General features: G+C 58.8%; 15 protein-coding genes and 1 tRNA gene. 4 read left to right on the forward strand and 12 right to left on the reverse strand.

What is annotated here, in order from left to right; all coding sequences use genetic code 11:
- The first annotated feature begins 207 nt into the window (after window positions 1-207).
- Both parS and ABD720_RS07205 read left to right on the forward strand, forming a co-directional pair.
- A complete protein-coding gene (gene parS / locus ABD720_RS07200; protein ID WP_344762583.1) occupies window positions 208-771 on the forward strand; it encodes a type II RES/Xre toxin-antitoxin system antitoxin in 564 nt (187 codons plus the stop codon).
- A complete protein-coding gene (locus ABD720_RS07205; RefSeq protein ID WP_344762584.1) occupies window positions 768-1229 on the forward strand; it encodes an RES family NAD+ phosphorylase in 462 nt (153 codons plus the stop codon). Before parS ends, ABD720_RS07205 begins: the two co-directional genes overlap by 4 nt.
- Before the next feature lie 22 nt (window positions 1230-1251).
- On the opposite strand, the gene sugE is transcribed toward ABD720_RS07205, so the two are convergent.
- From sugE to ABD720_RS07235, 6 genes are all read right to left on the reverse strand, one after another.
- Entirely contained in the window at window positions 1252-1566 is a 315-nt protein-coding gene (gene sugE, locus ABD720_RS07210; protein ID WP_344762585.1) for a quaternary ammonium compound efflux SMR transporter SugE, read from the reverse strand.
- Window positions 1567-1647: 81 nt separating this feature from the next.
- Window positions 1648-3099 (reverse strand): DNA recombination protein RmuC, encoded by a 1452-nt coding sequence (locus ABD720_RS07215; RefSeq protein WP_344762586.1) that lies wholly within the window; start codon window positions 3097-3099, stop codon window positions 1648-1650.
- Between the two features lie 39 nt (window positions 3100-3138).
- The gene (locus ABD720_RS07220; RefSeq protein ID WP_344762587.1) at window positions 3139-3552 is read right to left on the reverse strand and encodes a group II truncated hemoglobin; all 414 of its coding nucleotides are present in this window, start codon (window positions 3550-3552) and stop codon (window positions 3139-3141) included.
- Window positions 3553-3587: 35 nt separating this feature from the next.
- A complete protein-coding gene (locus tag ABD720_RS07225; RefSeq protein ID WP_344762588.1) occupies window positions 3588-6089 on the reverse strand; it encodes an ABC transporter permease in 2502 nt (833 codons plus the stop codon).
- Window positions 6089-7111 (reverse strand): adenosine deaminase, encoded by a 1023-nt coding sequence (locus ABD720_RS07230; RefSeq protein WP_344762589.1) that lies wholly within the window; start codon window positions 7109-7111, stop codon window positions 6089-6091. Before ABD720_RS07230 ends, ABD720_RS07225 begins: the two co-directional genes overlap by 1 nt.
- Before the next feature lie 112 nt (window positions 7112-7223).
- On the reverse strand, window positions 7224-8366 hold the full coding sequence (locus ABD720_RS07235; protein ID WP_344762590.1) for a BMP family ABC transporter substrate-binding protein: 1143 nt from the start codon (window positions 8364-8366) through the stop codon (window positions 7224-7226).
- Between the two features lie 338 nt (window positions 8367-8704).
- Here ABD720_RS07235 and ABD720_RS07240 point away from each other — a divergent pair, with 338 nt between their 5' ends.
- Window positions 8705-9193, forward strand: a complete 489-nt coding sequence (locus ABD720_RS07240) for a response regulator (RefSeq protein ID WP_344762591.1) — start codon at window positions 8705-8707, stop codon at window positions 9191-9193.
- A gap of 671 nt (window positions 9194-9864) precedes the next feature.
- On the forward strand, window positions 9865-10152 hold the full coding sequence (locus ABD720_RS07245) for a hypothetical protein (RefSeq protein ID WP_344762592.1): 288 nt from the start codon (window positions 9865-9867) through the stop codon (window positions 10150-10152).
- A gap of 389 nt (window positions 10153-10541) precedes the next feature.
- Here the strand turns inward: ABD720_RS07245 and ABD720_RS07250 are convergent.
- The 6 genes from ABD720_RS07250 to ABD720_RS07275 form a co-directional block, all read right to left on the reverse strand.
- Window positions 10542-10618, reverse strand: a tRNA-Val gene (locus tag ABD720_RS07250).
- A 181-nt stretch (window positions 10619-10799) separates the two neighbouring features.
- Window positions 10800-13085, reverse strand: a complete 2286-nt coding sequence (locus ABD720_RS07255; RefSeq protein WP_344762593.1) for a RelA/SpoT family protein — start codon at window positions 13083-13085, stop codon at window positions 10800-10802.
- A gap of 14 nt (window positions 13086-13099) precedes the next feature.
- Window positions 13100-13450: a RidA family protein gene (locus ABD720_RS07260; RefSeq protein ID WP_344762594.1), complete on the reverse strand. Its 351-nt coding sequence runs from the start codon at window positions 13448-13450 to the stop codon at window positions 13100-13102.
- Between the two features lie 48 nt (window positions 13451-13498).
- Window positions 13499-14374, reverse strand: coding sequence for an alpha/beta fold hydrolase (locus ABD720_RS07265; protein ID WP_344762595.1), 876 nt, complete (start codon window positions 14372-14374; stop codon window positions 13499-13501).
- 158 nt (window positions 14375-14532) lie between these two features.
- Entirely contained in the window at window positions 14533-15186 is a 654-nt protein-coding gene (locus ABD720_RS07270) for a CoA transferase subunit B (RefSeq protein WP_344762597.1), read from the reverse strand.
- 13 nt (window positions 15187-15199) lie between these two features.
- Window positions 15200-15898, reverse strand: coding sequence for a CoA transferase subunit A (locus ABD720_RS07275; protein ID WP_344762598.1), 699 nt, complete (start codon window positions 15896-15898; stop codon window positions 15200-15202).
- Between the last annotated feature and the right edge of the window lie 62 nt (window positions 15899-15960).

Consider the following 15960-nt stretch of genomic DNA (forward strand, 5'->3'; position numbering starts at 1 on the left):
ACGGTCACGGTCAAGGTCGCAATCAGCGCACTCCGAAACCCGCAACCAGGATCAGAGTAATTTTCGCGACGAAGCACTACGAAAAAAAACCGCTGACCCTGGTTGTTGCCGATGTGGTTTGCGGCGCTCGACAAACTTCACCCACACCCGGCAATAGAAAACACTCCCCATTTGATGTATTCTCAATCTTCAAATGGAGCAATTCACATGCCGACAGACAAAGCCCCGTCCAAAGCCGCAATAAAAAAGACGCCTGCGGTCATTCCTCATGCACCGTCCGGCAACCCGACAAGCAGCGAGCTAGCTACACTACCCCGTTCAGTCCGAATCCGCGCCAAGCCATCAGCACGACGGCTGGACGATACCCTGTTCACCCATCTCGTCACCGATGCGCCACTGGCCGGTTTTGCGGCGATCCATACGATTCGGGTCGGCTATTCGGCTCGCATGATGAAGGCGGCCAGTCAGTTTTTCGGTGTGTCAGATGCACGGATTCAAGGCATTGCACACGTTCCGGCCTCCACTGCGAGCAGGCTCGACAAGAACAATGCCCGGATCGACTCCGGGGCCACCGAACGGCTGTATCGCATGGGCATGGTGACGCGCATGGCCATCGAGGTGTTCGGCAGCAAACTCGCTGCGATTGACTGGATGCGGCAACCCAACCGCGCGTTAGGCGAGACAGCACCGCTGGACCTGATGGATACCGAACCCGGTGCCGTCTCGGTGCGGCAAGTGCTCAACGCGATCGCAACGGGTGGTGCGGCTTGAGATTTTGGCGTATTGCCACCACGGCGTGGGGGCTCGATAAAAGCTGCGACGGCGCCCGACTGTACGGTGGTCGCTGGAACCCGGTCGGTGTTCCGGTGATGTATGCGGGCACCACGATCGAGCTCTGTGCACTTGAAAAATTTGTCCATTTGTCCGGCGTCACGGCGCCAGCGATGGTGCTGGTCGCGATCGATGTGCCTGACGAAGCCACGATGTTTACGCCGGATCTGGCTGCGCTGCCATCCGACTGGGCCGATCTGCCGACCCCGGCGAGTGCCCAGCAGGTCGGCAGACTATGGCTCGCCTCCCCCGATGCCTTCGTGATGCTGGCACCATCGGCCATCATTCCCGAGTCCCGCATCGCGGTGATCAACGCCGCCCATCCGGCTTATGCCGATGTGACTCTCAAAGTCATCCGCGATTTCACGTTCGATCGCCGCATGATGGCAGCGCGGTGACCGTCTGGCGTAATACCCGAATTCAGGCCGACAACTTCAGCCCGACAATCCCCGCCGCAATCAATGCAAGGCTCGCCAGCCGCGCAGCACTGACGACTTCCCCAAGAAAAACCATGCCGACCAACGCCGTACCGACGGCACCAACACCAACCCAGACCGCGTAGGCGGTGCCTACCGGCAGCGTTTTCATCGCGATACCCAGCAGTCCCACACTGAGCAGCATCGCCAGCACCGTGAAGACGGTCGGCCACAGCCGCGTGAAACCGTCGGTGAACTTGAGCCCGATGGCCCAGCAAATTTCAAATAGTCCGGCAACGACCAGAATGATCCAGTTCATCTGACACCTCTCGTGAACGGGGCCGTCCCCTGATGAAAATGGCAGCCGGGTCGTCCCGGCCGCCGGTCTGCGCAGGTGTGCTCAGACCGGTTCGTCACGGATGTCATCGAGCGCATCGACACCCAGTACCTGTTGCGCCTCGACCGCGGGCAAAGCTTCGACCGATTTCAGCTTGCGCGCCATCTGGCGACTGCGCACTTCGGCGTTTTCGATATTTTTGGCAGCACGTTCCAGCGCCACGCGGGTGGCCGACAGCACGTCGCCAAACTTGCCGAACTCCGTCTTGACCGCGCCCAGCACTTGCCATACTTCGGACGAGCGCTTCTCCAGTGCCAGTGTACGAAAACCCATTTGCAGGCTGTTGAGCAAGGCCGACAAGGTCGACGGTCCGGCGATGCTGACACGGTGCAAACGCTGCAGGTCATCGGCCAGTCCGGGCCGCCGCATGACTTCGGCGTACAAGCCTTCGGTCGGCAAAAACAGGATCGCAAAGTCGGTCGTCAGCGGTGGCGACAGGTATTTTTCGGCGATGGTTTTGGCTTCGCCGCGAATTACGCGTTCCAGTTCGCGACCGGCGGTGGCGACACCGTCGGCGTCGGCGCGGTCAGCCGCATCGGACAGGCGCTCGTACTGCTCTTTTGGAAACTTGGCGTCGATCGGCATCCAGACCGGCGTAGTGCCATGATCCTGGCCGGGCAATTTGATGGCGAATTCGACCCGCGCGCCGGTGCCGGGGATGGTCTCGACATTCTTGGCATATTGCTCGGACGTGAGGACTTGTTCGAGCAGCATTTCGAGCTGGACTTCGCCCCAGGTGCCACGGGTTTTGACGTTGGTCAGGACGCGCTTCAGGTCACCGACGCCAATCGCCAGTTGCTGCATTTCGCCCAATCCCTGATGCACTTTTTCCAGCCGGTCAGAGACCAGCTTGAAGGATTCGCCAAGACGCTGCTCCAGCGTCGCATGCAGTTTTTCATCGACGGTCTTGCGCATTTCTTCGAGCCGCGCACCGTTGTCGGTTTGCAGGTCTTTGATTTTTTCTTCCAGCGTCGCGCGCACTTCGGTCATGCGCTGGGCGTTCGATTCGGTCAGCGCGGTGAGGCTGAGATTGAGCGTATCGCCAAAGCGCTTCAGCGCCAGCGATTGTTCTTCACGGCCGGCCTGGGCTTGCAGCGTGATGGCCTGGCGCATCGATTCGAGCTGCTGTGCATTGGCGTCGTTGAGCTTGGCCAGTTGCTGCGAAAACGCATCGATCTGGTTATTCTGCATCGTTGCCACGCCTGTTAGCTGGGACGATAGCGTTTGCTGGAAATGGACAAAATTGCCGGCCACTTCCTGGCGCGAACCTTGCGCTGACGCTTGCAACTGACGCTCCATGCGTTCGCTGCCCAGCTCCTGATGGCGCTGCAGTTCGGTCTGCATTTGCCGCATCGGCGCAGCCATATCGCCGCCGCGAGCGCGCAGCAACAGCAGGATTTGCAACGCCAGCATTACCAGCACCAGCAACAGGAGAACCAGTTCGATCGTCGTCATATTGGAGAGAAGGTTGAAGCCGGAGCGACCGGCAGAGACTCAACCTTCACGGTTGCGCATCCAGTCTGCGGTTTGATAAAACGACGCGATGAGGCGGTCACGCAAGGTCTCCTCGATGCCGATATCCTGCAGCGCAAAGGCCATGCATTGCATCCACTGATCGCGCACGCTGACACCGATCGGATATGGCAAATGACGCGCCCGCAAGCGTGGATGGCCATAGCGTTGCACATATAAATCCGGGCCACCGCTCCAGCCGGTCAGGAACCAGTACAGCTTGTCGCGCGAGCCATCCAGCGTGCCCGGATGCAGCGCCCGCAGTTCGGCGAATTCGGGTTCCAGGTCCATCAGATCGTAGAAGCGATCGACCAGTTCGCGCACCCGTTCGGCGCCACCGATCAGATCGAACAGCAGCGCAGATTGTGCGGGTTCCGGAGCAGATTCAGTGGTCATGAGCTTGAGTTTGAAAGTATAAAAACGCGTCCATGTCAGGCCTCGCGCAGGGTTTGCAGCGGCGGTTGATTGAGCACATTGCGCAATCCGACCCAGCCACCGAATACCGCGCACGCGGCGCCCGCAACCAGACCAGAGAGCCAGACCAGCGGACTGAACTGCCACGTGAAATCGAACACGATGGTGGCCAGCGACCAGCCGACTGCCGCCGCGCCGCTCGCTGCCAGCAACCCGGACAGGCCGCCCACCAGCACGAACTCGATCCACTGCGCTTGCGACAATTGCTTGCGCGTGGCGCCGAGCGCGCGCAGCAGGCCGGCCTCACGCGTGCGTTCGTCATGCGAGCCCGCAAGCGCTGCATAGAGCACCAGCACGCCGGAGGCCAGCGTGAACAGGAACAGGAATTCGACAGCGGTCACGACCTGATCCACCACCGCCTGGATTTGTTTGACGACACTGCCCACATCCACCACCGTCAGGTTGGGATACTCGCGCGTCAACTGGTTCACCAGCGCGCCATTTTCCGGCGGCAAATGGAATGCGGTGATCCAGCTTTGCGGCGTCTCGGCCATCAGCGTCGGGTTCAGAATCACAAAGAAATTTACCCGCATCGAACCCCAGTCGAGCTTGCGCAGACTGGTGATCGGGGCCGTGACAATCTGACCGGCAATGTCGAACTTGAGCGTGTCGCCCAGTTTCAGGTTCAGTGTCTTGGCCAGACCTTCTTCGACCGAGGCTTCGGGCTTGCTGTCATCCAGCCAGCGTCCGGCACTGACCTGGTTTTGTGGCGGCAGTGCGCTCATCGTCGAGAGGTTGAATTCGCGATCGACCAGCCGCTTGGCGCGGTCATCGACATACGAATCGCTGGCCAGAACATTGTCATTAATCTGGATCAGGCGTCCCCGTATCATCGGATACAGCTGCGCATTGATTACGCCGTTTTGCGCCAGCTGGGCGGCGACGGCCTGCTTCTGGTCCGGCTGGATATTGATGACGAACTGGTTTGGCGCATCGGCTGGCGTGGCCTGCCGCCATGCGTTGACCAGGTCCCCGCGCACCACTGTCAGCAATAGCAAGGCCATCAGGCCCAGCGACAGTGCGACGATTTGCACCACCGTCGCACCGGGGCGACGCTGCAGGGCCGTGACGGCAAAGCGCCAGCTCGGATGATTGATCAGGCCGCGCAACGAGCGCAGCGATTTCAGGCTGAGCCAGCCCAGCAGCGCAAACAGCGCCAGCCCCCCCAGAAATCCGCCGGCGGTCAGCAACCCGAGTTTGACATTCCCGGCCTGCCACAGCAGCAGCCCGATGAAGGTCGCCAGTCCGAGTCCGTAGGTCACCAGCGCGACCGGTTGTGGCGCGCCCTGCTCGCGCCGGATCACGCGGTTGTGCGGCACATTGCGCAGTTGCAGGATGGGCGGCACGGCAAAGCCGATCAGCAGCAGCAAGCCGGTGGCTATCCCCTGCACCGCCGGCAGGAAACTGGCGGCCGGCAGATCGTTCGAGACCAGCGTGCCCAGCCATTCCAGCAGCACGAAGTGCGCGCCGAAACCGACCAGCGCACCGATCGCGCTACCGACCAGTCCGACCAGCAGAAACTCGACCAGATACAGCAGTGTGACCTGGTTCTGGGTCAGGCCCAGAAAGCGCAGCATCGCGCAGGCATCGACGTGGCGCAGCATGAAACGGCGCGCCGCCATCGCGATGGCCACCGCCGCCAGCATCGCTGACAGCAGTCCCACCAGCGACAGGAATTGTTCGGCGCGGTCCAGCGTGGCGCGCATTTCAGGACGGCCGTTTTCCAGCGATTCGAGACGGATGCCCTTGATGGCGTTCGTGTCGATGCTGGTTTGTACCCATTGCTGAAAGCCGGCTGCGCTGTCCGGCGATCCGGCCACCAGCAAACGGTAGGTCACGCGCGAGCCGTACTGGATCAGGTTGGTGCTGGCCAGGTCGGTGGCCGACAGCATCACGCGCGGCGCGAAATTCATGAAGGCGGCACCGCGATCGGGTTCGGAGGTAATCACTCGGGTTACCGTGAAGCGCTTGTCGCCGAGTTGCAGGCTGCCGCCGACCGGCAGGTTCAGCGCAGTCAGCAGGGTCGGGTCCACCCAGATTGTGCCTGGCGCAGGAATGTCGCGGGTGATGGCGCCGGCATCGGTGAGATTGCCGGCAATTTTCAGGTTGCCGCGCAGCGGGTAACCGGTGGTGACGGCTTTGACCGACGACAGTTTGGACTGGGTTTGATCGCCCTCGCCCGCCAGCGTCATGCTCGGAAAAACTACTGTCTCGGCCAGCGACAACCCGCGTCGCAGAGCTTCCTTGCGCCACAGTTCACTAATCGGTGCATCGGCAGTGATCACCAGGTCGGCGCCCAGCAACTGGTGCGCATCGCGGTTCAGGCCGGTGCGCATGCGGTCCACAAAAAAGCCGACCGAAGCAAGCGCCGCCACCGCCACCGTCAGGGCGATCAGCAAAAAGCGCAGTTCACCGGCGCGCCAGTCGCGCAGGGTCATGCGCAGCGACTGCATCAGCATCAGGCGACCTGCCCGGCAAAAAAGGACGCGACTTCGTTCAGGTAGCGTTGCCGTGTCGGCACGTCCAGAAAGGCCGCATCGAAGCTGTTACGGGCGAGTTGCTGCGCATGTTGTCGGGTCAGCGGCAGGGCCTCGAAAGTGGCGATGAAATTGTCGTTCATGTAGCCACCAAAATAGGCCGGATCGTCCGAATTGACGGTAACGACCAGACCGGCATCGAGCAACTGCAGCAGGTTGTGTTCGCTCAATTGCGCGACCACGCGCAACTTCAGGTTCGACAATGGACAGACCGTGAGCGGAATTTTGTCGCGCGCCAGACGTGCGGTCAGTGCGGCGTCTTCGAGGCAGCGCACGCCATGGTCGATGCGTTCGACATGCAGCACATCAAGTGCGGAGGCGATGTAGGCCGGCGGACCTTCTTCGCCGGCGTGCGCGACCAGATGCAGGCCAAGCTGGCGGCACTTGGCGAAGACGCGGGCGAATTTTTCGGGAGGATGGCCCAGCTCGGAGGAGTCGAGCCCGACGCCGATGAATTTGTCGCGGTAAGGCATGGCCTGTTCGAGCGTGTCGAAGGCGTCGTCTTCCGACAGATGGCGCAGGAAGCACAGGATCAATGCACCGGTCATGCCCCACTCTGTATGCGCGTCCTGCACCGCGCGCCAGATCCCGTTAATCACCACATCCATCGCGACACCACGCGCCGTGTGGGTTTGCGGATCAAAAAACAGTTCGGTGTGGCGGACATTGTCCTGCTGCGCGCGCAGCAGATAGGCCCGGGTCATGTCGTAAAAATCCTGCTCGGTCAGCAGCACGCTGGCACCAGCGTAATAAATGTCGAGAAACGATTGCAGATCGGTGAACGCGTAGGCTGCGCGCAGCGTCTCGACGGAGTCGAAAGCGAGTGCGACATTATTGCGTTTGGCCAGTGCGAAGATCAATTCCGGCTCCAGCGAGCCTTCGATATGGATATGCAGCTCTGCCTTGGGCATCCGCTGCACGATGTGGCGCAGTGCGTCATTCATGCGTGTGTCCTTTACAGTAGCCGACCATCATAAAGGAATCGCCAAAGAAAAACCGCCGGGCTGTTCGGCCGGCGGTTTGATTGGGTCATCTGATTGCCTGGCAATCAGCGCATCACTTCGGAATCGATCCCTCGACACCCTTTACATAAAAATTCAATCCCTTCATCTCCTTGATCTCCATCGATTTCCCGGCGGGCACGACTTCCTTGCCAGCCTGATCGATGATCGGCCCCTGGAATGGCATCAACTTGCCCTCCTTGATTGCGGCAGTTTTTTCATCCAGCAATGCCTTGACCTCTGGCGGTAACGCAGGGTTGACGCTGGCCATCACGATGGCGCCTTCTTTGACACCCCACCAGCTGTCTTCGCTCTTCAGGCTGCCGGCCAGCATGTCGGTCACCACCTTGGTGTAATACGGTGCCCAGTTGATCGCGGCCGAGGCCAGGTGCGCTTTCGGACCAACTTTCGACATGTCCGAATCCCAACCGAAGGCATACACGCCTTTTTCTTCGGCGGCCTGCAGTGTCGCTGGCGAATCGGTGTTCTGGATCAGCACATCGACGCCCTGCCCGATCAGTGCCAGCGCGCCTTCGCGTTCCTTGCCCGGATCGAACCATTTGTTGATCCAGACCACGCGGGTGGTGACTTTCGGATTGCTGCTTTGTGCGCCGAGCGTGAAGGCGTTGATGTTACGGATCACTTCGGGGATGGGAATCGAGGCAACGACACCGAGCTTGTCGGACTTGGTCATCTTGCCGGCGACGACACCGGCGAGGTAGGCACCTTCATAGGTATGCGCGTCGTACACGCCCATGTTGTCGGCCATTTTATAGCCGGTCGCGTGCTGGAATTTTACGGCAGGAAAATCCTTTGCCACTTTCAGCATCGGCTCCATGTAGCCAAACGTCGTGCCGAAAATAAGCGTGTTGCCTTGCGCGGCCAGGTCACGAAAGACGCGCTCGGAATCGGCACCTTCGGCCACATTTTCGACGAACGTAGTTTTGACCTTGTCGCCGAACTGCGCTTCGATGGCTTTGCGACCAAGATCATGGGCGTAGGTCCAGCCAGCGTCGCCGACGGGTCCGATATACACGAAGCCAATTTTCAGCGGACCCGCAGCGGCTGGCGCAGCAGCGACAGAACTTGCGGCGGGCGCCACCTGGGCTTCTTCTTTTTTGCTGCAGCCAAACAATGAGACGGCGGCGGCAAGCGTGAGCAGGCGCAATGCATGTCTTCTCTTCAGGGATTCAAGCATGGGAGGTGTCCTCTATGGGGTGATCGAATTGGGTTCGCCGGACTGATCGGACGAGCAGAACTGTACAACATTGTGCCGCGCCTTTGGCAGGTGAATCAGAAGGGTATGGGCCACGATCGAACGCTAATGAGAGTATGCCTGCCTGCACTCGCTTTTCGGGGTTGAAATAGCGTGCTGGTTTTTGTCACCCCATCATGCAAGCACCCTGAACGATTCTGCTTTTTTCATGCAGGGATTGCGCACTGAATGGAGACGTTGCCAGTAATTGCCGTTTATGTGAGACTCGGCAACACACGGCACTGGACGCCTGCCAACCACAACAAAAAGGACGCCGAGCGATGCTCAGAGTAGTAATCATTGATGACAATGCGGTGACGCGTAATCTATTAACGACCATGCTGGTCGCCGGAGGCCATGAGGTAGTCGGCGATTCCAATACCAGCGATGCAGGCCTTGCCCGCGCCATCAAACTGCGGCCGCAACTGCTGTGCATCGACATTGGAACGGATCCCGTTCGCAGCATGGAAATACTTGACCTGTTGCGCGCATCGTTACCGAAAGTACTGATCTTCATCGTGTCTGCCAACATGGATCCCGAGATTGTTCAGGGTGCGCTACAACGCGGCGTTCACGGCTTCATTGTCAAGCCGTTCAAATCAACGACGGTGACCGCGATCATCCGGAATGCAATCCTGAAACTGGCACGCGCCCAAACCCGCACGGTGGCGAATCAGACAGCGGAAGACCCCATCAGTGTCGACCAGCCGTTGCTTGCGGATGCAGCACTAAGACCGGAAGACAGTGCCGTCGGTCCGTCGGATACCTGACTCCGACGCTCGCTTTCCGGGCGAGCAATTCGTTACTCTCAAGGGCAACTTCAAGACCCAACGCAGCGCTCGATTCGCACGGTGAATGCAAACGCCCTTCAAGCTGGAAAAACTCCCGCCATGCCCGAACGTGGTTGCGCTTCGCGCTTTCGTCCGGCACTGACAAGACACTCATCCCAATCCGCGTGGTGTAAAAGTGACGAGCGCTCAACTTTAAAAACTATTGGTTACAAAAAATTCAGGCTAGCGGTATATTGGAATCGCTTCATCTGCAATACCTCTCCAAATGGGTTTGAGCCCGCTTCACCGCGGGCTCTTTTTTTAGCCCTTGACCACAGGCGTTCAATGCACACGGTAATACGTCGCGTCGACCTTTCTGATTTGCCACAATTGGCCAGGACAGAACCGCCCATTATCCAGTCCGCGCAAACAATTTATGGGAACCTGAGTGACGTTCACTACTCGAAGTTTGACACTGTAAGTGCGGTAACGAACAGCCGGAACGTTTATAAAGCGTCAATCTGCGAACCGAGTCATCACACGGTGGCGAGCTTTTGACGATCGATGCATAGCACGGCTGCCTGAAGCGATGTAACGACAGTTTTGAAGTTGTACAGATACATGGTCGCAACCTGCCCCATAACGAAAAGACTGTAACTGAGGAGAAATCAATGACCGATATCAGTACACTGGAAAATGTCGACTACGATCCCAATCGTCTGCTGGATTTTCTTATAGAAAAAATGCGGACCAAAAATGATGCCGGGCTGTCGCGCGAATTAGGCGTCGCACCACCCGTCATCAGTAAGATCCGCCACAGGCGCTTGCCAGTAGGCGCGTCGATGTTGATCCGCATGCATGAAATCAGTGACCTGAGCATCCGCGAATTACGCAACCTCATGGGCGACCGTCGCGAAAAACATCGCATCAGTCCGGAGCAGTTCAAACCCAAGGTATAAGGTCCGGCTATCTCCGACAGAGTATGCACAAGGCGTAAAAAAAGGAGAGCCCTGAAAGGCTTTCCTTTTTTTACGCCTTGTGCATCGAGAACCGCTACGGCGCTTAACCCGAACACATCGTCACGGTAGAGATAACGGATGCACGGATGCACGGATGCACGGATGCACGAGACCGAAGAAATGTAGCCAGAAAATTTTTTGAATGATCGCAGCAAGGATCATGTTGGATGGCATCGAACTGGAACGCCAGAAAGCAAAAATGGAAGCCGTTTTGCGCTTCCATTGTGCCGTTACTTCTTTTGCTGACTAAAACTACTCACTTCAGATATCCCAAATACGTTTTTCGGATTGATCACCGGCTTGTCGCCAGCAATCAAGAATAACGAATTTGGTAGGCACGATTGGACTCGAACCAACGACCCCTACCATGTCAAGGTAGTGCTCTAACCAGCTGAGCTACGCGCCTGAAGAGGCCAGATTATAGCCAAGTATTTTCTGTTTTGCCAGCTTGTTTTTCGGGTTTCACAGGATGCGCCCGGCTTTGGCCCAAATAATCGCACTGCCGATATGAAATACCTGGACCTCTGCGCGCCAGAGCCCGCCACCGCCAGCACGACGCGAGCGCAGCAGTGCCTCTCGCTGTGCGTTCAGTTACGCCGCACTTCCATCACCCCTTCCACATCCCGAATCACCGACAACGCCTTCAGCAACTGTGCAGTCGATGCAATCTCCGCAGTGAACGCCATGCGCGCCTGTCCTTTTGCGCTCTGCGTACTGACGCCGACGACATTGATTTTTTCGCGCAGGAAGACTTCGGAGATGTCGCGTAACAAGCCTTGCCGGTCACTCGCCAGCACAAAAATATCGACCGGGTACACGGTCTCGCTGGCTGGACTTCCCCAACTGGTCTGGATCACACGCTCGGGTGTCTGCATTTCCATTTCGGCAAAATTCTTGCAGTTGGCACGATGGATCGAGATGCCTTTGCCGCGCGTGATGAATCCGACGATCAGGTCCGGTGGCGCCGGCTTGCAGCATTTTGCCAGCTGCGTCATCAGGCCATCGGTGCCGACCACCAGCACGCCGGTCTTGGCACCCTTGACGACACTCGATGCGCTTTCGCGTTTGGGGACCACGCCGAGCTCGGACTGCGCGCTCTTGTGCGGATTTTTTTGCACGAGCCTGGCGGGATCGTCGGCATGCAAGGCGTGCTCGACATGACGCAAGCTGAATTGGTCCTTGCCCACCGACAGGTAGAGATCATCGGGTTTCAGGAAGCCCAGCTTGTGCGACAGTTCTTCGAGATTGACAGCGGTCTTGCCCTCCCGCTGCAGGGTTTTTTCAATCAGGCCACGGCCGGTCGACAGTGTTTCTTCCTGGTCGATCGCATTGAACCAGGCCCGTACCTTGGCACGTGTACGGGCACTGGCTGCGTAGCCCGGACTAAGCCAGTCACGCGACGGACCCGCCGCACCGAGCGCGACGCTGGCGCCACGGGCGGTGATGATTTCGACGGTCTGGCCGTTTTTCAGTACCGTGTTCAACGGCACCATTGCGCCATCGACCCGGGCGCCGCGGCAACGGTGGCCGACATCGCTGTGCAGATGATAGGCAAAGTCGATTGGCGTTGCGCCGCTGGGCAATTCGATCACGCGGGCTTGCGGCGTGAGGACATAAATCCGGTCATCCAGCGTGGCGGACTTGAGCTTGTCGACCCAGTCGCGCCGCATCGCATCGTCGTGCTCGACGACCGCATCGGCGACATCGCTTTTCCATGCCAGCAGCTGACGCAGCCAGGCAATTTTCTCGTCGTACTTTTGCGCCGAAAAATTCGAGCCGCCACTCTCCTTGTAACGCCAATGGGCGGCCACGCCGTACTCGGCGAAATAGTGCATTTCCTGGGTGCGTATCTGGATTTCAAGCGGGCGGTCATCATCGGCCATCACGATGGTGTGCAGCGACTGATAGCCATTCGGTTTGGGACGCGCGATGTAATCGTCGAACTCCTGCGGAATCGGGGTCCATTTATCGTGCACGATACCCAGCACCGCGTAGCAGGTTTTCACATCGGCGACGATGACCCGGAATGCGCGCACGTCATGCAGCGCCGAGAAGTCGATCGCCTTGCCGCGCATCTTGTTCCAGATGCTGTAAATATGCTTCGGTCGGCCAAACACTTCCGCCTTGATCCCGGCCGCTGCCAGCTCCGATTGCAAGCGCACGATCGCCGAAGCAACGAAGCCTTCACGCTCGACACGCTTTTCTTCCAGCATGCGGGCAATGCGCTTGTAGGCTACTGGCTCCAGGAAGCGAAACGACAGGTCTTCCATTTCCCACTTCAGTTGCCACACGCCCAGCCGGTTTGCCAATGGCGTGTAGAGGTCAAGCGTCTCGCGGGCATAGCGGAATGTGCGGTCGTTTTCGATGTGCTGTTCAGCAAAATAACGCAAGGTGTTGACGCGCGAGGCTAGCCGCACCAGCACCACGCGCATGTCGGACGCCATCGCCAGCAACATCTTGCGCAAGGTTTCCAGCTGGGCTGCGGCCTGCTGCGCCGCGTTTTTTCCGCGCGCCACTTCCTGCTGGCCAAACGTCAGTTCATGCAGTCGCATCATCTGCCGCACATCGCCAACGAAGTCGGCAATTTCCTTACCGAACAATGACTCGATTTTTTCGGCGAGCGCCGGCTCCAGAAACGGCAATTCGAATAGCAGGCCGGCGATGCGGGTATCGGCATCGGTTTGCAGCGAGGCCAGCGTGGTCGCTGCGCCTAGCGAAAATTCGAACGCGTCCTGTCCGGTGACGACGGAGCGACCGGTGTAAATCGGCTCGATAAAACTGACGACGTCGGATACACGCTGAATATCGACCTCATTGAGGCCGGACAATAATTGACTGTACGTGACGGCCGGTGTTGCAGTTGAAGAAACCATCGAACTCGACTGCCTTATTTCTGTGCTGCGGTGACGACCACTTCGATCAACCAGCCGGGATTGGCCAGCGCCGCCTGTACGGTGGCGCGCGGCGGCGTGTGGCCGGGAGTAACCCAGTTATTCCAAACCAGGTTCATCGCGGCAAAATCGCCCAGGTCGGGCAGATAAATCTGGCACATCAGGAGTCGACTGCGGTCGCTGCCGGCCTCGTGTAACAGCCGATCGATATGGCCCAGCACTTCGCGGGTCTGGCCGCTGATATCCTGGGTGGTGTCGTCGGCGACCTGGCCGGCGAGGTAAATCGTGCCGTGATGAATGGCCACTTCAGAGAGCGTGGCGCCGACGTGCAAACGCTGGATACTCATGGGATGACATCACTTTCTAACGATGCGGTAACAGTCTCAGGGTCAAATTCAGGCAACATCACCCAGCAGGAATTCCCGGGCAATTGCAATCTGGTCCGGACTCACAAACGTGGGGGCATGACCCACGCCGGCGATCTCGACCACGCGGGCTTTCGGTCCGCGCTGCGCCATCTGCTGTGCAGTAGCGCGCGAGAGCAGATCGGAGTGCTCGCCCCGCACCAGCAAGGTCGGACAGCGGATCGCCTCGTACGCATGCCACAACAAGGCTTCGGCCTGGCGGGTGGACTCCGGCGTGGTGGTCTTGAACGGGGTCGCCAACGCCAGATCATAGTGCCGTGCCCATTGCCCGTCCGGCCTCTGGCGCAGCACGTCACTGGCCAGCTTGTGCCACTGTGCATCGCTGTGGGGGCCAAACGGCAGCGAGATCGACTGGATGTAATTGGCGCCTTCCTCGAAGGAAGCAAAGCGCATGTCCTGCCCGACATAGTCGCCGATGCGTAACAGCGCAGCCGGGTCCAGAGTGGGACCGATATCGTTGAGAACTAGCTTGCGTATCGGATTGCCGGGCAGCGATGCCAGCCCGATGCCAATCAGGCCGCCCATCGACGTGCCGAACCAGTCAACACTGTCGGTATCGAGGCGCGCCAGCAGCGTCACCATGTCGGCAACATATTGAGGCAATTGATAATGATTCGGATCGAGCAGCCGCCCGGAGCGACCACGACCAACCACGTCCGGACAGACCACGCGCCAGGTATCGCTCAGCGCTGTGGCCAGATCATCGAAGTCATCGGATACACGGGTCAGTCCATGCACGCAGACCAGCACGCGGGAATTGCGGGGATCGCCCCACTCCTTGTACGACAACCGGTGCAGGCCGGTGGGCGACAGACACTGCACGTGCGCGATGCGGGCTTCTGACATGGTGGCTCATCCGTAGAAAGAAGCCCTATTTTAACGGCCGATACCACCGGGCGTACTCAAAGATTTCACACTGGCGGACCAGCAGGCGTAAAAAAGCCCGGTCTCCCGGGCCTGGTGGTGCTTACGTGCGACTCATTGCATCGAGTCACTGCGTCCGATCACTGCACTGCACTCACATCGAGCGTTGCTTCGGTCTTCTCCACGACTTCTGCGACGCTCACGCCCGGTGCCAGTTCAACCAGCTTCAGACCCTCTGGCATGACATCGATGACACCAAGGTCAGTGATGATCCGGTCCACCACCGCCACACCGGTCAGCGGCAGGTTGCAGTTTTTCAGGATCTTCGGCGAGATGCTGCCGTCCTTGGCTTTGGCAACGTGTTCCATCAGAAGCACAACGCGTTTCACGCCCGCCACCAGATCCATTGCGCCGCCCATCCCCTTGACCATTTTCCCGGGGATCATCCAGTTTGCGAGGTCACCGGTTTCGGAGACCTGCATCGCGCCCAGAATCGCCAGGTTGATCTTGCCGCCACGGATCATGGCGAACGAGTCCGCCGAACTGAAATACGATGACCCCGGCAACGACGTCACGGTCTGCTTGCCGGCGTTGATGACGTCGGCGTCGACCTGGTCTTCGGTAGGAAACGGTCCGATACCAAGCAAGCCGTTTTCGGATTGCAGCGACACTTCGATATTCGCCGGGACGTAGTTGGCCACCATCGTCGGCAAGCCAATACCGAGATTCACATAAAAGCCATCCTGCAATTCCTGCGCAGCGCGCGCTGCCATTTGTTCACGAGTCCATGCCATGTTCGTTCTCCGCTTACTGTGCACGTACCGTGCGTTGTTCGATCCGTTTTTCCGGGTTGGCATTGACCACGATGCGATGCACGAAGATGCTCGGCGTATGCACGTGGTCCGGATCGATCTCGCCGATCTCGACCAGCTCTTCGACTTCGACGATGGTGATCTTGCCGGCCATCGCGACGTTCGGATTGAAGTTGCGTGCCGTCTTGCGATACACCAGATTACCGGCGCGATCCGCTTTCCATGCCTTGACCAGCGAGACATCGGCTACCAGCGAGCGCTCCATGACGTACTGTTCACCGTCGAACTCGCGCACTTCCTTGCCGTCGGCAACGATGGTACCGACACCAGTCTTGGTGAAAAATGCCGGAATGCCCGAACCACCGGCGCGCAGCTTTTCGGCCAGCGTGCCCTGCGGGGTAAATTCAAGCTCCAGTTCGCCAGCGAGATATTGGCGTTCGAATTCCTTGTTCTCGCCGACGTATGATGCGATCATCTTTTTGATTTGACGTGTGGCAAGTAGTTGACCCAAACCAAAGCCATCGACACCGGCATTATTCGAAATCGCGGTCAAATTGGTGACCCCGGAATCACGTAATGCCGCAATCAGGGCTTCCGGGATGCCGCATAATCCAAACCCGCCGACAGCGATCGTCTGGCCGTTGCTGACAACTCCTTCGAGGGCACTTGCAGCGTTGGGATACACTTTTTTCATACCTGGCCTTTTCATTAAACTGACGGACTGCTTTTCACAAACTGCGCATAAGCTACCGGGTA

The sequence above is a fragment of the Actimicrobium antarcticum genome (assembly GCF_039536745.1).
Taxonomy (GTDB): domain Bacteria; phylum Pseudomonadota; class Gammaproteobacteria; order Burkholderiales; family Burkholderiaceae_D; genus Actimicrobium; species Actimicrobium antarcticum.